At 65.3% G+C, this 17593-nt stretch carries 14 protein-coding genes; 4 read left to right on the forward strand and 10 right to left on the reverse strand.

Going from position 1 to position 17593, the window contains the following annotated elements; translation table 11 throughout:
* Nucleotide 1 precedes the first annotated feature (1 nt).
* A complete protein-coding gene (locus tag CAG41_RS06860; RefSeq protein WP_085581338.1) occupies nt 2-3067 on the forward strand; it encodes an efflux RND transporter permease subunit in 3066 nt (1021 codons plus the stop codon).
* A 98-nt stretch (nt 3068-3165) separates the two neighbouring features.
* The gene (locus tag CAG41_RS06865) at nt 3166-4542 is read left to right on the forward strand and encodes a Fic family protein (protein ID WP_085581757.1); all 1377 of its coding nucleotides are present in this window, start codon (nt 3166-3168) and stop codon (nt 4540-4542) included.
* Here CAG41_RS06865 and CAG41_RS06870 read toward each other — a convergent pair.
* The 4 genes from CAG41_RS06870 to plsB form a co-directional block, all read right to left on the reverse strand.
* A complete protein-coding gene (locus CAG41_RS06870; protein WP_085632050.1) occupies nt 4539-5228 on the reverse strand; it encodes a DUF4197 domain-containing protein in 690 nt (229 codons plus the stop codon). The two genes, CAG41_RS06865 and CAG41_RS06870, sit on opposite strands and share 4 nt — an antisense overlap.
* Before the next feature lie 27 nt (nt 5229-5255).
* Nucleotides 5256-5654, reverse strand: a complete 399-nt coding sequence (locus CAG41_RS06875; RefSeq protein WP_085581342.1) for a YbaY family lipoprotein — start codon at nt 5652-5654, stop codon at nt 5256-5258.
* A gap of 50 nt (nt 5655-5704) precedes the next feature.
* The gene (locus tag CAG41_RS06880) at nt 5705-6391 is read right to left on the reverse strand and encodes a hypothetical protein (protein ID WP_085581344.1); all 687 of its coding nucleotides are present in this window, start codon (nt 6389-6391) and stop codon (nt 5705-5707) included.
* 91 nt (nt 6392-6482) lie between these two features.
* Nucleotides 6483-8993, reverse strand: coding sequence for a glycerol-3-phosphate 1-O-acyltransferase PlsB (gene plsB / locus CAG41_RS06885; RefSeq protein WP_085581346.1), 2511 nt, complete (start codon nt 8991-8993; stop codon nt 6483-6485).
* A 239-nt stretch (nt 8994-9232) separates the two neighbouring features.
* Here plsB and CAG41_RS06890 point away from each other — a divergent pair, with 239 nt between their 5' ends.
* Nucleotides 9233-9442 (forward strand): cold shock domain-containing protein, encoded by a 210-nt coding sequence (locus CAG41_RS06890; RefSeq protein WP_008019570.1) that lies wholly within the window; start codon nt 9233-9235, stop codon nt 9440-9442.
* 138 nt (nt 9443-9580) lie between these two features.
* On the opposite strand, the gene CAG41_RS06895 is transcribed toward CAG41_RS06890, so the two are convergent.
* The 4 genes from CAG41_RS06895 to CAG41_RS06910 all read right to left on the reverse strand — a co-directional run bounded on the left by CAG41_RS06895 (nt 9581) and on the right by CAG41_RS06910 (nt 14828).
* On the reverse strand, nt 9581-9958 hold the full coding sequence (locus CAG41_RS06895; protein ID WP_085581348.1) for a hypothetical protein: 378 nt from the start codon (nt 9956-9958) through the stop codon (nt 9581-9583).
* A gap of 75 nt (nt 9959-10033) precedes the next feature.
* A complete protein-coding gene (locus CAG41_RS06900; RefSeq protein ID WP_085581350.1) occupies nt 10034-10843 on the reverse strand; it encodes a putative RNA methyltransferase in 810 nt (269 codons plus the stop codon).
* Complete coding sequence (gene dapE, locus CAG41_RS06905) at nt 10843-11994, reverse strand: succinyl-diaminopimelate desuccinylase (RefSeq protein ID WP_085581352.1); 1152 nt, start codon at nt 11992-11994, stop codon at nt 10843-10845. Before dapE ends, CAG41_RS06900 begins: the two co-directional genes overlap by 1 nt.
* Nucleotides 11995-12236: 242 nt before the next feature.
* The gene (locus tag CAG41_RS06910; RefSeq protein ID WP_085581354.1) at nt 12237-14828 is read right to left on the reverse strand and encodes a glycosyltransferase; all 2592 of its coding nucleotides are present in this window, start codon (nt 14826-14828) and stop codon (nt 12237-12239) included.
* 217 nt (nt 14829-15045) lie between these two features.
* Between CAG41_RS06910 and tcdA the strand changes: the two genes are divergently transcribed.
* Complete coding sequence (tcdA, locus tag CAG41_RS06915) at nt 15046-15858, forward strand: tRNA cyclic N6-threonylcarbamoyladenosine(37) synthase TcdA (RefSeq protein WP_085581356.1); 813 nt, start codon at nt 15046-15048, stop codon at nt 15856-15858.
* Between the two features lie 93 nt (nt 15859-15951).
* Here the strand turns inward: tcdA and CAG41_RS06920 are convergent, their stop codons facing one another.
* Nucleotides 15952-16356 carry a SufE family protein gene (locus CAG41_RS06920; protein WP_085581358.1) on the reverse strand — a complete coding sequence of 135 codons (405 nt, stop codon included), beginning with the start codon at nt 16354-16356 and terminating at the stop codon, nt 15952-15954.
* Complete coding sequence (locus tag CAG41_RS06925; RefSeq protein ID WP_085581360.1) at nt 16353-17558, reverse strand: aminotransferase class V-fold PLP-dependent enzyme; 1206 nt, start codon at nt 17556-17558, stop codon at nt 16353-16355. The genes CAG41_RS06920 and CAG41_RS06925 overlap by 4 nt, the downstream gene beginning before the upstream one ends.
* Nucleotides 17559-17593 lie beyond the last annotated feature (35 nt).

Genomic DNA, 17593 nt, shown 5'->3' on the forward strand with positions numbered 1-17593 from the left:
GATGGGTTTCAATCTTTCCGCCTGGGCGCTGCGCAATCGCCAGATCGTACTGTTTCTGATGCTTTTGCTGGCGATTGTCGGCGCGTTGTCCTACACCAAGCTCGGCCAGAGCGAAGACCCGCCGTTCACCTTCAAGGCCATGGTGATCCAGACCCGCTGGCCGGGCGCCACTGCCCAGGAAGTCTCGCGGCAGGTCACCGAGCGCATCGAAAAGAAACTGATGGAGACCGGCGAATACGAACGCATCGTGTCGTTCTCCCGCCCCGGCGAATCCCAGGTGACGTTCATTGCCCGGGACTCCATGCATTCGGCCGAGATCCCGGATCTCTGGTATCAGGTGCGCAAGAAGGTCAGCGACATCCGCCAGACCTTGCCGCCGGGCATTCAGGGCCCGTTCTTCAACGATGAGTTCGGCACCACGTTCGGCAACATCTACGCCCTGACCGGCGACGGCTTCGACTACGCGGTGCTCAAGGACTACGCCGACCGCGTGCAGATCCAGCTGCAACGGGTCAAGGACGTGGGCAAGGTGGACCTGCTCGGCCTGCAGGACGAGAAAATCTGGGTCGAGCTGTCCAACGTCAAGCTGGCCACCCTCGGCCTGCCGCTGGCGGCTGTGCAGCAGGCGCTGGAGGAGCAGAACGCGGTGTCCACCGCCGGGTTCTTCGAGACCGGCAGCGAACGCCTGCAACTGCGGGTCTCGGGGAATTTCCAGACGGTCGACGAAATCCGCAACTTCCCGATCCGCGTCGGCGACCGCACCTTCCGCATCGCCGATGTCGCCGACGTGCGCCGCGGCTTCAACGACCCGCCCGCGCCGCGCATGCGCTTCATGGGCGAGGACGCCATCGGCCTGGCCGTGGCGATGAAGGACGGCGGCGACATCCTGGTGCTGGGCAAGGCGCTGGAGCTGGAGTTCGCCCGCATCCAGAAGAACCTCCCGGCCGGCATGCAGCTGCGCAAGGTCTCCGACCAGCCGGCGGCGGTGAAGACCGGCGTCGGCGAGTTCGTCCAGGTGCTGGTCGAGGCGCTGGCCATCGTGCTGCTGGTGAGCTTCTTCTCCCTCGGCGTGCGCACCGGCATGGTGGTGGCGCTGACCATCCCGCTGGTGCTGGCAATGACATTCGCCTGCATGTACTACCTGGGGATCGGCCTGCACAAGATTTCCCTCGGTGCGCTGGTGCTGGCCCTCGGGCTGCTGGTGGACGACGCGATCATCGCCGTGGAGATGATGGCGATCAAAATGGAGCAGGGCTTCGACCGGATCAAGGCCGCCAGTTTCGCCTGGACCAGCACCGCGTTCCCGATGCTCACCGGCACGCTGATCACGGCGGCCGGGTTTCTGCCGATCGCCACGGCGCAGTCCGGCACCGGCGAGTACACCCGTTCGATCTTTCAGGTGGTGACCATCGCGCTGCTGGCCTCGTGGGTGGCGGCGGTGGTGTTCGTGCCCTACCTGGGGGAAAAGCTGCTGCCGGACCTGGCGAAGCTCCACGCGGCCAAGCACGGCCCGGATCAGCCGGACCCTTACGGCACGCCGTTCTACCAGCGGGTGCGTCGACTGGTGGAATGGTGCGTGCGCCGGCGCAAGACCGTGATCGTGCTGACCATCGGCCTGTTCGTCGCCTCGGTGATGCTGTTCCGCTTCGTGCCCCAGCAGTTCTTCCCGGCTTCCGGGCGGCTGGAGCTGATGGTCGACCTGAAGCTGGCCGAAGGCGCCTCCCTGGCCAACACCGCCGCCGAGGTCAAACGCCTGGAGGCGCTGCTCAAGGATCGCGCCGGCATCGACAACTACGTGGCCTACGTCGGCACCGGCTCGCCGCGCTTCTACTTGCCGTTGGATCAGCAATTGCCGGCCGCCAGCTTTGCCCAGTTCGTGGTGCTGGCCAAGACCATCGAGGAGCGCGAAGCCCTGCGCACCTGGCTGATCGACACGCTCAACGAACAGTTCCCGACCCTGCGTTCGCGGGTCACGCGGCTGGAGAACGGCCCGCCGGTCGGCTACCCGGTGCAGTTCCGCGTCACCGGCGAACACATCGAGGAAGTCCGTGCGCTGGCCCGCAAGGTCGCGGCCAAGGTGCGCGAGAACCCGCACGTGGTCAACGTCCACCTGGACTGGGAAGAGCCGAGCAAGGTCGTGTACCTGAACATCGATCAGGATCGCGCCCGGGCCCTGGGCGTGAGCACCGCCAACCTGGCGAAGTTCCTGCAGAGCTCGCTGACCGGCTCCAGCGTCAGCCAGTACCGCGAGGACAACGAACTGATCGAGATCCTGCTGCGCGGCACCGTGCACGAACGCACCGAGCTGTCGCTGCTGCCGAGCCTGGCGGTGCCCACCGACAACGGTCGCAGCGTGGCGCTGTCGCAGATCGCCACGCTGGAGTACGGGTTCGAGGAAGGCATCATCTGGCACCGCAACCGCCTGCCGAACGTGACCGTGCGCGCCGACATCTACGGCAAGGAGCAACCGGCCACCCTGGTGCAGCAGATCATGCCGACCCTCGACCCGATCCGCGCCGAACTGCCGGACGGCTACCTGCTGGACGTCGGCGGCACCGTGGAGGACTCCGAGCGCGGGCAGAAGTCGGTCAACGCCGGCGTGCCGATGTTCATCGTTGTGGTGCTGACCTTGCTGATGGTGCAGCTGCGCAGCTTCTCGCGCACGGCGATGGTGTTCCTGACGGCGCCGCTGGGCCTGATCGGCGTGACCCTGTTCCTGCTGGTGTTCCGCCAGCCGTTCGGCTTCGTGGCGATGCTGGGCACCATCGCGCTGTCGGGGATGATCATGCGCAACTCGGTGATCCTGGTGGACCAGATCGAACAGGACATCGCCGCGGGGCTCAAGCCGTGGCAGGCGATCATCGAGGCCACCGTGCGCCGGTTCCGGCCCATTGTGCTGACCGCCCTGGCGGCGGTGCTGGCGATGATCCCGCTGTCGCGCAGCGTGTTCTTCGGCCCGATGGCGGTGGCGATCATGGGCGGGCTGATCGTGGCGACGGCGCTGACGCTGCTGTTCCTGCCGGCGCTGTATGCGGCGTGGTTCCGGGTCAGGAAGGAGCCTGTCTGATCTCCTACGCCAATATCAGACCGGTCTGATATTGAGCCGTCGGGGCCTGGATGCTGTACTCGACGCTCCGTTTTCGACGAGCGTTCGAGTCAGCCTCCATGAAAAATCCGCCTCCCTTGAAGGGCAGGACCGATCCGGTCTTCGAGCTGTTGGTGCGCCCGCCCCACAAGCATCGGTTGATGGACTATCTCGCACTGCTCAAGCCCCTCGACGACCGGAACCGTTACCTTCCCTTCGACGCCTTGCGCCATCGCTGGGCGGCGGGGCTCGATGCGAGGCTCTGCTGGGCATTGGTCAAGAAGGCCAGGGCCGCCCAGCACATCAACCTGCTGCCTTTGGGCGAGCCGGCGCAGTGGGGCAAGTACCTGCTGACGCCGCTGGCGCAGAAGACCCTCTGCGTGGTGGATCGGCAGACCACTTCGGCCTCCCTCGAATACAGGGCGAGCCGGATCGGCGAGCGTGCGCATTTCAGCTGTCTGCTCAACGACCTGACCGAGGACGAGGCCATCGCCAGCAGCCAACTGGAGGGCGCGGCGACCACGACGCGGGTCGCCAAGGACATGCTCAGGCACCGGCGCCAGCCGCGCACCCCCGACGAGCGCATGGTCATGGGCAATTACAGGATGATGGGGTTCGCCTGGGAAAAGCGTCATGAGCCTTTGAGTGTCGGGCTGATCGCTGCGCTCCATCGGGTCGGTGTGGAGGGGATCGATGATGCGCAGTATCAGCCGGGCCGTTTCAGGCGCGATGACGACGTGGTGGTCCAGGACGGCGAAGGCAACACGGTGCATCGGCCGCCGCCCGCCGCCGGGTTGGTGGCGCGCCTTGAGGCCCTCTCTCGGTGGGTCAATCAAAGGCATGATGATCTGCACCCTTTGATCAAGGCGATCACGCTGCATTTTGCCCTGGGTTACGAGCACCCGTTCCGCGACGGGAACGGGCGGGTCGCCCGGGCGTTGTTCTATTGGTTCATGTTCAAGAACGACTTCTCGGCGTTTCGCTACGTCGCGATCAGTCTCCTGCTGCGCAATGCGCCGGTGCAGTACGGGCGCTCGTACCTGCATACGGAAGCGGACGAGCTGGATTTGACTTACTTCATCGAGTTCCAGTGCTCGGTGATCCTGCGGGCGGTGAATGCCTTTGCCGATGCCTATCGCAAGAGCCTGGCGCACACCGAAGACTTCGAGCGCGGGTTGTTGGCGTCAGGGTTCTTCGAGCGGCTTTCGGACAGGCAGCGGGCGCTGTATCGGGCGGCCAAGAGCGAGGTGGCCAAGGAATTCACGGCGGGCAATGTGCAGGAGCATCTGGGGTGCTCCTATCGGGCGGCGGTGTCAGCCCTGAACGGGCTGGTGGGATTGCAGGTCTTCGAGAAGCGGAAAATGGGGCGCGAGTGGGTGTTCTTCCTGCGTGCGGCGCCACCCTTTGAAACGAAGAAAGGGAGCGATGCCTCTCGCTCCCTTGTCCTGTCGGCCTAGAGGGTGCCGAACACCTTCTTCGCCAGGCCGGTCGCCGCGGCGGCCGGATTCTTGCGGATGGTTTCTTCCTGCTTGCCGATCATTTCGAACAAGCCATCGAGCGCCTGCTCGGTCACGTAGCTTTCGATGTTGGCGCTCTTGGCGTCCACCACGCCGAAGGTCGCGGCCTGGCCTGCGAACGCGTTGTACTTCTGCGCCACGCCGACCTTGTCGGTGGCCTGCTTGACGATCGGCAGGAACTTGGCGCGGATCTGTTCGCGGCTGGTCTTGTTCAGGTACTGGGTGGCGGAGTCGTTGCCGCCGCTGAGGATGCCCTTGGCGTCTTCGACGGTCATTTTCTTCACGGCGTCGACGAGGATCGGCTGGGCCTGCACCACGGCGGTCTCGGCGGCCTTGTTCATGCTGGTCTCCAGTTGGTCGACCTGGTCGCCCATGCCGAACGCCTTCATTTTGCTGGCGACCTTGCCGAGCTTGCCCGGCAGTTCGATCCTCACGTCCGGGTTGTCGCTGAAGCCGCCCGGCGTGCCCAGCTGTTTGACGGCCAGTTGCGCACCCTGGGTCAGGGCGTCCTTGAGGCCGCCGGTGGCGTCGGACTGCGACAGGTCGCTCAAGGACAGCGCGGACGCGCCGGCGGAGATCATCAGGCCTGCGCACAGGCCGGCGAAGCGAAGGGTAGGGCGGAGCATGGCGGCTTCCTTGTTCCTGAAAGTGAATTAGCGGACGGCGTCGACGCGGACTTTGAACGGCTGCGGATCGTTGCCGTCGAGCTGCACGGCGTGGTGTTCGGTGGTGATGAACATCAGTTCACCATTGACCTCGATGCGCGCGCTGACCGAATAGCGGTGGCCGGGTTTGACCTGGGCCGGATCGTAGCTCAAACGGAACGGCAGCGGCACCTGGCCTTTGACCGGGCCGGTCTGTTCGTCGAGCACCACGGCCGGGGCGTCGGCCAGGGATACGTCCTGCAGGCTCACGCTGAGGGTGGCGCTCGGCGGCAGGGCGATGCGTTGCAGGTAGAACACTTCGCCGTCGAGGCTGGCCTTGCCGGCCGGCGTGGTGGATTGGCAGGCGCTCAGCAGCGTGGCGGCGGCGAGCAGGGACAGTCTTTTCATGGAAACCTCTGGGACAGGGGCGCCGGAAGAATCCCGACGCCCCGGAAAATCTAGCGGAATTTGGCGGCTGCGTCAGTGAACAAACGTAATGGCGCCGCGAGCCGGCGGATGATCGACGGCCATTCGGCTGAACGTGCCGCACGCGCCGCCGGCACCAGTTCCGCCCGCCCGGGATAGACCGCGATGCGTTGGTGATAGCGGTTTTCGATGCCGCTCAACGCATACTGCCTGCCGGGGATCAGTTGCCGCGGATCGTAGCGAAGGTAGAACGAGCGGGCGCTCTGTTCATCCTGGGTGATACGGAGCAGTTCGACGTCCGGGCTGTCGGGTTCGTGCAGGCTGATGGTCACGGCTTCTTCCGGCGCGACAGTCTCGGGCTCCTGGACGTTGACATACAGGTAGCCGACCGGGCTCAGGTGCACGGTCTGGCGATGCGGGGCGCGATTGACGATGACCAGGTGATCCTGTTTCACCAGCAAGGGCTGCCGGTCGTGGAACAACTGGACACTGATCCGGTATCTGACGCCGATGCCGCTCAGGCGGTGTTCAAAGGCGAAGTCCCATTGGCCATCGGCGATGGAAGGGGTTCTCCATGCTTTGATTTTCATCGGTGCAGTGCCGTTGTCCGCATGGACTTCGACGACGGTTTCGTTCTCTCCGTCGGCAGGTGCCTTGAAGGTTTCGGGAAGACTGAAGGTCAGCCTGATGAGGGGTGCAACTTCGTTCAATGGGTTCATTTCGATGTCCTTATCGATCAAAAGAACCCATTAGTCCACGAATCAACCGACCGGAAAATGCTGGCACCTTCCGGTTAGTTGTCCGCACGTTTCAGCTTTCAGTGGTCGGCTGCACGGGGGCGGCCGCTTCGGCGGCATCTTCGCTGCGGTGCAGCGCCACCTGACGGATCGACAGGCGGATCTCCGCCGGCAGCACGCGCTTGGCCGCGCCTTCGGCCAGTTCGCCGAGCAGTTCGTGGTAGCTCAACTTGCCGGCCTCGTCGCGGCGCAGCACATCCAGGTCGAGCATCGTCTGGATGAAGTGGCGGAACAGGCTCTTGTCGAAGAACTCCGGGGCATTGAGCCCGTGCAGGATCGACAGGCGCTGGGCCATGACCGTGCACAGGTCTTCCAGCTCTTCGGCGCTGAGGCTGTTCTGGCCGCTGTTGAGCAGCAGTGAGACGGTCATGTAGAAGCGCTGCAGGGTCTGGGCGATGCTGCGCGACAGCAGGGTCAGCAGCACGAAATGCCGTGAGCTCGGGGCCGGGCGCAGGTACACGTCCTTCTCGAAGCGCAGCAGGCCTTGTTCGACGAACGCTTCCAGCCACTGGTCGATCACCGCATCGAGCTCGTCCAGCGTCCAGCGGATGAACAGCTCTGCCTGCAAGTACGGATACAGCGCCCGGGTGTAGCGCAGGATCTGCTCGCGGCTCATGCGCGAGCTGCTCTGGAAGAAGCTCGCCAGCAGCGCCGGCAGGGCGAAGATGTGCAGCACGTTGTTGCGGTAGTAGGTCATCAGGACGGCGTTCTGCTCGTCCAGGTAGAGGATCTTGCCCAGCGCGTCGTTCTGCTCGGACAACAGGTCCATGTCCTTCACATGCTTGATCAGCGCCTGGCCGTCGCCTTGCGGCAAGGTGGTGTGCGGCGAGTACGGCACCTTGCGCAGCAGCGCCAGGTACAGATCCAGCACCCGCGCCATGGCGCGGTCGTCCAGGGCCAGGCGGCCGGTGGACAGCAGCGCCAGCGCCACCAGGTTCACCGGGTTGACCGCCGCCGCTTCGTTCAGGTGCTGCGCGACCTTCTCGCCCAGGCGGTTGGTGGTTTCGTTGAGCCATGCCGGCTTGAACTGCGGGCCGAGGTCTTGCTGGCGCCAGCCCGGCTGTTCGTGGTCGAGGAACTCCGCCAGCTTGATCGGCTCGCCGAAGTTCACCGCCACCTGGCCGAAGCGCTGCTTGAGCGCGCCGATGACCTTGAAGATGTCGAAGATCGATTCTTTCTTCTTGCTCGCCCCGCGCAGTTCGCCGAGGTAGGTCCGGCCTTCCAGCACGCGCTCGTAGCCAATGTACACCGGCACGAACACGATCGGCGTGCGCGAGGAACGCAGGAAGCTGCGCATCGTGATCGCCAGCATGCCGGTCTTCGGTTGCAGCATGCGCCCGGTGCGCGAACGGCCGCCCTCGACGAAGTACTCCACCGGGAAGCCCTTGGTGAACAGCGTATGCAGGTATTCGTTGAACACCGAGGTGTACAGCGGGTTGCCCTTGAACGTACGGCGCATGAAGAACGCGCCGCCGCGGCGCAGCAGGCCGCCGATCACCGGCATGTTCAGGTTGATCCCGGCGGCGATGTGCGGCGGGGTCAGGCCGTTGCGAAACAGCAGGTAGGACAGCAGCAGGTAATCGATGTGGCTGCGGTGGCAGGGCACGTAGATCACTTCATGGCCCGGCGCGATCTTCTGCACGCCTTCGATGTGGTTGACCTTGATCCCGTCGTAGATCTTGTTCCAGAACCAGCTCAGCACCACTTCCAGGAAACGGATGGCGGTGTAGGTGTAGTCCGAGGCGATCTCGTTGCCGTAGCGCAGGGCCTGGGCCTTGGCCTTTTCCGCCGAGATGTTTTCCCGCTCGGCCTCGTCGAGGATCGCCTGGCGCACCAGCGGCTGGTTGATCAGGCCCTTGACCAGGTTGCGCCGGTGGGAGATGTCCGGGCCGATCACCGCCGCCTTGAGGTTGCGAAAATGCACCCGCAGGATCCGCTGGGCCATGCGCACGGTGCGTTCGTGGCCCTTGTTGTGGTCGATCAGTTCGCGCAGGTGGATCGGCGCTGAGAACTGCACGCGGGTCTTGCGTCCCAGGATCATGATGCTCAGCAGGCGGCGCAGACGGCCGGTGACCGCCCAGCTGTCGGCGAACAGCAGTTTCCACGGGCTCGACTCGCTGTCCGGCGACTGGCCCCAGAACACGCTCACCGGAATGACCTGCGCGTCTTCGGCGGCGTTCTGGCTCAGGGCGCTGACCAGCCGGGTCAGGGTCGGCGGCGCGCCGCGCTTGTCGTGGCGGCCGAGCCAGTCCGGATCCGGCGTCAGGTAGAAGAACGCCGCCGGCTCGATCAGCGACCCGACGGACACCGGCAGCACCGGGCGCGGCAGGCCGGCCTTGGTGCACTCGGTGTCGAGCACGGCCAGGTCGGTCAGCGAAGGGGTCTGCAGGACGTAGAACACCGGACGGCTGCGGTCGAGGTCGAGGGTGAACGACGACTGGTTGATCGTCTCCGAGCGGACCCAGAGGTACAACAGCCGGCGCAAGGTGCCGAACACAAGACGGCGGAACGGGGAACGGGTCATACGGATTCTTCGTCATTGAATAAAACCGAGCGTTTGCTCGGGAAGGGCGACAGTGTGCCGGATTCGCTGAAAATCGGCAAAAAAGCGGCCAAGTAAACTCTTGTTGAGACTATCGGCACCTGACATATACTCGGCGGTCTGTCGCCGGGGCCCTTGTATGGACGTCGGGCGCAGGCTGACGTTCCTCAAAGGCTTTCCTGCGAAAAGCCCGTTCAATAATAAAAAGGGAGTATGAACAGATGGCAACACGTGAAACCGGCAACGTGAAGTGGTTCAACGACGCCAAGGGTTACGGCTTCATCCAGCGCGAAGACGGGGTGGACGTGTTCGTGCACTACCGCGCGATCCGCGGCGAAGGGCACCGTTCGCTGACCGAAGGCCAGCAGGTGGAGTATGCGGTGGTGCAGGGGCAGAAGGGCCTGCAGGCTGAGGATGTGGTAGGCCTGTAACGCCACGCTCCGAAACCCCAAAACGCATGTGGGAGCGAGCCTGCTCGCGATTGCGGTGTTTCAGCCGGCATTGATGTCGACTGACATTGCGCAATCGCGAGCAGGTTCGCTCCCACATTTTTGGGGCTGAAACGCAGGTCAGCTCGTGCGCCAGGTGATCTCTTCCTCGCCGTCGGCGCTGATGCGGATCCAGCGGTCCGCCGTTTCCTCGCCTTCTTCCTCGACCCAGCTGCCCGGTGCGCAGCGCACTTCGACGTTCAGCGCGGCGAAGGCGGCGCGGGCGCAGGCGATGTCGTCGTCCCATGGGGTCTGGTCGCTTTCCAGGTACAGGCTGTTCCATTTGCCCACGGCCTTGGGCAGCCAGGTCACGGGGATGCTGCCGGCCAGGCATTTGAAGGTCTGGCCCTTCTGCTTCCATTCGCTGCACGGGCCCAGGGCGGCGCCGAGCCATTCGGCGATCTGCTTGTGGTCGACGTCGGCGTCTTTCAGGTAAATCTCGATGTCCGGTTGGCGCATGGATGTCCTCACTGCGGGTCTGAAAAATCCATTCGCGGATTTAGCCGGCCCCGGGCGGTGCCCGAGTCCAAAGGGTTATTGAAGAACGAAATAATCGTAGCGCATCGACACGGTGGTCACGAAGGGCTCGGCCTGGCCGATCACCGCGGCGCGGCGCTCGGCGCTGGCGCGCCAGCCGTGGGGCGTCATGGCCAGCAGGTTGGCGCGGTCTTCGGGCTTGTCCAGCGTCAGCTTGAACTCCAGCGTTTCGCTGTGGGCCAGCGCCATGCCTTGCGGCACCAGGGCCAGGTGCTTGTCGTCGGTGTATTCGCGCACTTCGTCGTACAGGCGTTCGCGCAGTTCCATCAGGTGGCCGCGGGTCGGCCCGACCTTCATCAGGCCGCCGCCGACGCTGAGCAGGCGCTTGGCCTCGTCCCAGTCCAGCGGGCTGAACACGCTGGCCAGGAACTGGCAACTGCCCGGCGCCAGCGGCACGCGGGCCATGCTGGCGATCAACCAGGTCACGGCGGGGTTGCGCTTGCAGGCGCGCTTGACCGCTTCCTTGGAGATGTCCAGCGCATAACCGTCGGCACCCGGCAGGGCCTCGGCGATCTGCGCGGTGTAGTAGCCCTCGCCGCAGCCGATGTCGACCCAGCGCTGCGGCGCATAGCCGGCCGCCAGCTCCGCCAGGCGCCTGGCCACCGGCGCATAGTGCCCGGCGTTGAGGAAGTCGCGGCGGGCCTCGACCATCGCCTGGTTGTCGCCGGGGTCGCGGCTGTTCTTGTGCTGCACCGGCAGCAAGTTCAGGTAACCCTGGCGTGCGCGGTCGAAGCGGTGCCCGGCGGGGCAGGCCACGCCGTTGTCCACGGCGTTGAGCGGTTCGTTGCAGATCGGACAGGCGAGCATCAGGCGAGCAACTTGATCAGGGTCTGGTAGTAGATTTCGGTCAGGACGTCGAGATCGGCCGCCAGCACGCGTTCGTTGACCTGGTGGATGGTCGCGTTGACCGGGCCCAGCTCGACCACCTGGGTGCCCATGGTCGCGATGAAGCGGCCGTCGGAGGTGCCGCCGCTGGTGGACGCCTGGGTTTCGCGGCCGGTGATCTGCTTGATGCTCGACGACACCGCGTCGAGCAGCGCGCCCGGCTCGGTGAGGAACGGCAGGCCGGACAGCGCCCAGTCGATGTGCCAGTCCAGGTTGTGCTTGTCGAGGATGTCGGCGACGCGCTTCTGCAGGCCTTCGACGGTGGACTCGGTGGAGAAGCGGAAGTTGAACAGCGCCACCAGGTCGCCGGGGATCACGTTGGTCGCGCCGGTGCCGGAGTTGACGTTGGAGATCTGGAAACTGGTCGGCGGGAAGAAATCGTTGCCGTGGTCCCAGTGCTCGGCGGCCAGTTCGGCCAGGGCCGGGGCGGCGAGGTGGATCGGGTTCTTCGCCAGGTGCGGGTAGGCCACGTGGCCCTGCACGCCGCGCACGGTGAGCTTGGCGCCGAGGGAGCCGCGACGGCCGTTCTTCACCACATCGCCGACCAGGGCGGTGCTCGACGGTTCGCCGACGATGCACCAGTCGAGGCGCTCCTTGCGCGCCGCCAGACGCTCGACCACGGCCTTGGTGCCATGGTGCGCCGGGCCTTCTTCGTCACTGGTGATCAGGAACGCGACCTTGCCCTTGTGGTCCGGGTAGTCGGCGACGAAGCGCTCGGCGGCCACGGTCATCGACGCCAGGCTGCCTTTCATGTCCGCCGCGCCGCGGCCGCAGAGCATGCCGTGTTCGTCGATCACTGCGTTGAACGGATCGATCTGCCAGGCGGTCACGGGACCGGTCGGCACCACGTCGGTGTGGCCGGCGAAGCACAGCACCGGGCCGTCGTCCTTGCCGTGGGTGGCCCAGAAGTTGTCCACGTCCTCGATGCGCATCGGCTCCAGGGTGAAACCGGCGGCGCCCAGGCGCTGCATCATCTGTTTCTGGCAATCGGCGTCGACCGGCGTCACGGACGGACGGCGGATCAGGTCGATGGCCAGCTGGAGGGTCGGCGAAAGGTCGGCGTGGGCCGTCATGGGAAACTCCGGGATCATGAATGTGGGCGCGGACTGTTGATGTGGGAGCGGGCTAGCCCGCGAGTGCGGTGCGTCAGCCAACATAACGGTTGAATGTTACAACGCCTTCGCGGGCAAGCCCGCTCCCACAGGGGACTGAAGTCTGTCGGTCAGACCTTGCTGCACGCCAAGCCCTGCAAAATGGCGGTCATCTTAAAGCAAAACGGCGGCCATAGGCCGCCGTTTAGTGCATCGTCGAACAATTAGACCGCCGGTGCCGGTTCAGGCGCCGGAGCGGGCCTTGGCAGCGACGACAGGAACGCCATGATCAGCGCCGCCACGTACGGCAGCGACTGCACCAGCAGCATGGCCACCCAGAAGCGCATGTCGCTGCTCGGCAGGCCCTGCACCAGGAAAATCCCCAGCGCCGCGCCCCACAGCAGCAACATGATGAACAGCTCTTCCCGGGCCTCGGAAATGGCCACCCAGAAGCCGTGGCTGTCGGCGTTCTTCGGGGTGCGGAAGAACGGGATGCTGCTGGTGAAGAACCCGTACAGCACCGCCTTGGCGATGGTGTGCGACAGCGCAAGCCCCGCCAGCGCCGCGCAGAACGCGTCCTTGAGGTTCACCCCCACCGCGCGGCGGTACAGGAAGATGATCTTGCCGACCTTGAAGGCGAACAGCGCCAGCGGCGGGATCGCGAAGATCAGCAGCGGCGGGTCGACCCGTTGCGGCACGATGATCATCGCCGCCGACCACAGCAGCGCGCCGACGGTGAAGAAGATGTTCATGCCGTCCGCCACCCACGGCAGCCAGCCCGCGAGGAAGTGGTAGCGCTGGCCGCGGGTCAGTTCGGTGTCCTTGCCGCGCAGCAGGCTGCGGGTGTGGCGCTTGATGATCTGGATCGCGCCGTAGGCCCAGCGGAAACGCTGCTTCTTGAAGTCGATGAAGGTGTCCGGCATCAGGCCCTTGCCGTAGCTGTCGTGGTAGTACGCCGCCGACAGGCCTTTCTCGAACACCCGCAGGCCCAGCTCGGCGTCTTCGCAGATGCACCAGTCGGCCCAGCCCAGCTCTTCCAGGACCGAACGGCGGGTCATGGTCATGGTGCCGTGCTGGATGATCGCGTCGCGGTCGTTGCGGGTGACCATGCCGATGTGGAAGAAGCCCTTGTACTCGGCGTAGCACAGCTTCTTGAAGGTGCTTTCGTTCTGGTCGCGGTAGTCCTGCGGCGACTGCACCACGGCGATCTTCGGGTCGGCGAAGTGCGGCACCATGTGCTTGAGCCAATTGGGGTGCACGCAGTAGTCGGAATCGATCACCGCGATCACTTCGGCGTCCTTGGCGGTGTGCGGGATCAGGTAGTTCAGCGCGCCGCCCTTGAAGCCGGCCAGCGGCGAGACGTGGAAGAACCGGAAGCGGGGGCCGAGGGTCTCGCAGTAGTCGCGTACCGGTTCCCAGACCGCCGGATCCTTGGTGTTGTTGTCGATGATCAGGACTTCGAAGTCCGGATAGTCGAGGTTGGCCAGGGCGTCGAGGGTCTGTTTGACCATCTCCGGCGGCTCGTTGTAGCAAGGCACGTGGATCGACACCTTGGGCCGGTAGTCCGAATCGCCCACCACCGGCAGGAATTCGCGCCGGCGCTTGTGCACCCACACGGCCTCGGCCAACTCATGGGCCTCGGTGAGCAGCACGATGAACACCCCGAGCGCGCCGAGCGCCAACAAGAAGCCCACCGTCAGGCTGAACCAGGTGCTGTACTGCTGGCTGTAGTCGTAGCCGATCCACACCAGCACCGAACCGCACAGGAACGCGATGAAGGTCAGGAAGGTGCGGCCGCGCTGGCGCAGGGCCGAACCGTCGATCATCAGCAGGGTCAGCGACAGCAGCGCCAGCACCCCGGAGCCCACTGCCAGCACCCGCCACTGCGGGATCGCCACGACCGGGCCTTCGAAGTTGAATTTCTGCTGGCGCGCGGCGTTGAACACGCCCCAGTAGGCGCCGACCGACCCTTCGTCGCTGGCCTTCCACGGCTGGTCGAAGGCTTCGATCACGAAGTAGTTGAAGCCCTGGCGGTTGAGCTTGTTGACCAGGGTGCGCAGGTAGATCGCCTGATCCGCCGGCGACGCATCGGCGCCGCCGCGCATGCGGCCGTTGCTCGGCCAGCCGACTTCGGATAGCAGCAGCGGTTTTTTCGGGAACATCTTCTTCAGGTCGCGGGCGCGGTCGAAGACGAACTGCCCGGCCTTGTCCATCGGGATGAATTCCCAGTAGGGCAGGATGTGCGCGGCGATCAGGTCGACGTGCTTGGCCAGTTCCGGGTGCTCTTCCCAGACGTGCCACTGCTCGGACGTGGTGACCGGCACCTTCACCGCCGCGCGCACGCGGTCGAGCAGCACGCTCAACTCTTGGGCGGTGATTTCCTTGCGAAACAGCGCTTCGTTGCCGACCACCACGCGTACCACGCTGCGCGAGGTGTTGGCCAGTTCAATGGCCCGGGTGATTTCCCGTTCGTTGCGCTCCTTGTCCGGGCTGATCCAGATCCCGAGCGTCACCCGCAGGCCGAACTCTTCGGCCAGTTTCGGGATGTCCTGCAGACTGCCGTCGACCGAGTAGATACGGATGTTGTCCGTCAGCTTGCTCATGATTTCCAGGTCACGGCGCATTTCGTCGTCGGACGGATACTGCTCTTTCTGCGGGAATTGTCCCTGTTGGAACGGTGAGTAGGAGAAGCCGGAGATCTGCTCCGGCCAGTTCGGCGCGGAGACCGGGCGGTTGATCAGCGCCCAGAAACCGGTGAACAGGGCGGCGATTGCCAGAACCACCACCAGGTTGAGTCCAAATTTACGCGATGACATAGCTGTTTCGGGTTCCAAAGGCTGTGGAACGAAGGTTCGGCGAGGTCGTGCCAAAGGGCGCGAATCCTACACCGGCAGTTCACCAGTCGCACATCGGACGGGGAAATGCCCGACATTGGGCAACCCGCTTTGACTTAAGTTCTTACACTTGTAGCTGGAAGCTTAAAAGTTGTCGCGCGGTCGTCCATAATGCGCGCCGGTTTTTGGGGTAACGGTCATGAGCACAGAAGATCCGCGGTTTGCAGGCATCGCCCGTTTGTACGGCATTGAAGGTTTGGCGCGTCTGCGGGCGGCCCATGTGGCGGTCGTCGGCATCGGCGGCGTCGGTTCCTGGGCGGCGGAAGCCATCGCCCGCTGCGGGGTGGGCGAGATCTCGCTGTTCGACCTGGACGACGTCTGCGTGAGCAACGCCAACCGTCAGCTGCATGCGCTGGACAGCACCGTCGGCAAGCCCAAGGTCGAGGTGATGGCCGAGCGCGTGCGTGGCATCAACCCGGCCTGCACGGTGCACCCGGTGGCCGACTTCGTCACCCGCGACACCATGGCCGACTACATCACGCCGGACATCGACTGCGTGATCGACTGCATCGACAGCGTCAACGCCAAGGCCGCGCTGATTGCCTGGTGCAAGCGCCGCAAGATCCAGATCATCACCACCGGCGGCGCGGGCGGGCAGATCGACCCGACCCAGATCCAGGTCGTGGATCTCAACCGCACCTACAACGACCCGCTGGCCTCGAAGGTGCGCTCCACGTTGCGCCGCGACTACGGCTTTTCCCGCACGCCGAACCGCCATTACAGCGTACCGTGCGTGTATTCCACCGAGCAGCTGCGCTATCCGAAGCCGGACGGCAGCATTTGCCTGCAGAAGCGCTTTGTCGGCGACGGCGTGAAGCTGGACTGCGCCGGCGGGTTCGGGGCGGTGATGATGGTGACGGCCACGTTCGGCATGGTCGCGGCGACCAAGGCGGTGGACAAGATCGTCGCGGGCGTGCGGCGGCCTTCGGACCGGGCCAAGCCTCAGGCTTGACCGGGCAAGCCCGCTCCCGCAGTGATCCGGGGTGACAGCAGGCGCTGCATCCAACCGAGATCCCGGTGGGAGCCAGCCTGCTGGCGATGGCGCTCAGCCAGCCAGCGCGTTCATCCGCTGGAGCACCGCGTTCAGGCCATTGCTGCGCGACGGTGACAGTTGGCGCGACAGCCCCAGCTGATCGAACCAGTCCGGCAGATCCACCTGGCGCAGTTCGGCCGCCGTCAGCCCGTTCACCCGCACCAGCAGCAGCGCCACCAGCCCGCGGATCAACCGCGCATCGCTGGCGGCCGCGAATTGCCAGCGCCCGTCGTGAAGTTCTCCCACCAGCCACATTTGGCTTTCGCAGCCGTGCACCCGGTTGGCGTCGCACTTGTCGGCGTCATCCAGAGGGGCGAGACGGTCGCCGAACTGCATCAGCAGGCGTGCCCGCTGCTCCCAGCCGGCGGCGCCCTGAAAGATCCGCAGGGCTTCGGCGGCTTCGCTCGGCAGGCTCACCGCAACAGCTCCAGCGCCTGGTCCAGCGCTTCGAAGAAGCGTTCCAGATCCTCTGAATCGTTGTACAGCGCCAGCGACACGCGGATCGCCCCGGCCAGTTCGAAGCGCTTGAGCAGCGGCATGGCGCAGTGATGACCGGCGCGCACGGCAATGCCTTGCTCGGTCAGCAGATGCGCCAGATCGGCGTTGTGCACGCCGTCCACCACAAAGCTTGCCAGCGCCAGTTGCGGCCGGCCCAGCAGGCGGATGCCGTTGCGCGCCGCCAGGCCTTTGAGCAGGTAGTCGTGCAGCGCCGCCTCGTGGGCGGACACGGCGTCCTGATCCAGGCCGGCCAGGTAGTCGAGGGTCGCGCCCAGGCCGATCACGCTGGCGATCGGCGGCGTGCCGGCCTCAAAGCCCAGTGGTGCCGGGCGAAAGCGCGAGTCGTGGTAATGGGCTTCGAGCACCATTTCGCCGCCGAACTGCCACGGCCGCAAGCGCTCAAGCGCCGCGTTGCGCCCGAACAGCGCGCCGAGGCCGTCGGGCCCGTACAGCTTGTGGCTGGAAAACACATAGAAGTCGCAGCCCAGCGCCTGCACGTCGTGGCGACCGTGCACCACGCCTTGGGCGCCGTCGACCACGGTCAGGGCGTCGTGCACTTTGGCCATGGCGAGCAGGGCGGGCAACGGTTGCCAGGCACCGAGCACGTTGGACAACTGACTGACTGCCAGCAGACGGGTGCGCGGGCCGATCAGGTGCACCGCTTGCGCAAGATCGATCAGGCCGTCGGCGTCCAGCGGCAGGATCACCAGCTTCAGGTCGCGGCGGCGGGCCAGTTGCTGCCACGGCAGCAGGTTGGCGTGATGCTCCAGGGCGCTGACGACGATTTCGTCGCCCGCAGAGAAAAGGTGTTCCAGGCCATAGGCCAGGAGATTCAGCGCGCTGGTGGCGCCGTGGGTGAAGATGATCTGCCCGCTGTCGCCGGCGTTGAGCCATTGCGCCACCTTCAGGCGGGTGTCTTCGAACGCCTGTGTGGCATGGGCGCCGGGCAGGTGTTGCGCGCGGTGCACGTTGGCGGCGCCGTTGGCGTAGTAATGCGCCAGCGCGTCGAGCAGGGCCTGGGGCTTTTGCGTGGTGGCGGCGTTGTCCAGGTAGGTCTGGCCTTGCCGTTGCAGGGCGGCGATGGCCGGGAAGTCGGCACGCCAGGGGGAGGGAATCATCATGTCGTTCGGCCTATGCACAAGACCTGTGGGAGCGG

This window comes from Pseudomonas sp. B35(2017) (assembly GCF_002113645.1).
GTDB lineage: Bacteria > Pseudomonadota > Gammaproteobacteria > Pseudomonadales > Pseudomonadaceae > Aquipseudomonas > Aquipseudomonas ekonensis.

Coding starts and splice junctions, on each gene's coding strand:
- CAG41_RS06870 (WP_085632050.1), bottom strand. CDS start 5,228: ATGCTCCGCCCTACCCTTCGCTTCGCCGGCCTGTGCGCAGGCCTGATG.
- CAG41_RS06880 (WP_085581344.1), bottom strand. CDS start 6,391: ATGAACCCATTGAACGAAGTTGCACCCCTCATCAGGCTGACCTTCAGT.
- CAG41_RS06910 (WP_085581354.1), bottom strand. CDS start 14,828: ATGTCATCGCGTAAATTTGGACTCAACCTGGTGGTGGTTCTGGCAATC.
- CAG41_RS06865 (WP_085581757.1), top strand. CDS start 3,166: ATGAAAAATCCGCCTCCCTTGAAGGGCAGGACCGATCCGGTCTTCGAG.
- CAG41_RS06875 (WP_085581342.1), bottom strand. CDS start 5,654: ATGAAAAGACTGTCCCTGCTCGCCGCCGCCACGCTGCTGAGCGCCTGC.
- tcdA (WP_085581356.1), top strand. CDS start 15,046: ATGAGCACAGAAGATCCGCGGTTTGCAGGCATCGCCCGTTTGTACGGC.
- CAG41_RS06860 (WP_085581338.1), top strand. CDS start 2: ATGGGTTTCAATCTTTCCGCCTGGGCGCTGCGCAATCGCCAGATCGTA.
- CAG41_RS06890 (WP_008019570.1), top strand. CDS start 9,233: ATGGCAACACGTGAAACCGGCAACGTGAAGTGGTTCAACGACGCCAAG.
- CAG41_RS06895 (WP_085581348.1), bottom strand. CDS start 9,958: ATGCGCCAACCGGACATCGAGATTTACCTGAAAGACGCCGACGTCGAC.
- plsB (WP_085581346.1), bottom strand. CDS start 8,993: ATGACCCGTTCCCCGTTCCGCCGTCTTGTGTTCGGCACCTTGCGCCGG.
- CAG41_RS06900 (WP_085581350.1), bottom strand. CDS start 10,843: ATGCTCGCCTGTCCGATCTGCAACGAACCGCTCAACGCCGTGGACAAC.
- dapE (WP_085581352.1), bottom strand. CDS start 11,994: ATGACGGCCCACGCCGACCTTTCGCCGACCCTCCAGCTGGCCATCGAC.
- CAG41_RS06925 (WP_085581360.1), bottom strand. CDS start 17,558: ATGATGATTCCCTCCCCCTGGCGTGCCGACTTCCCGGCCATCGCCGCC.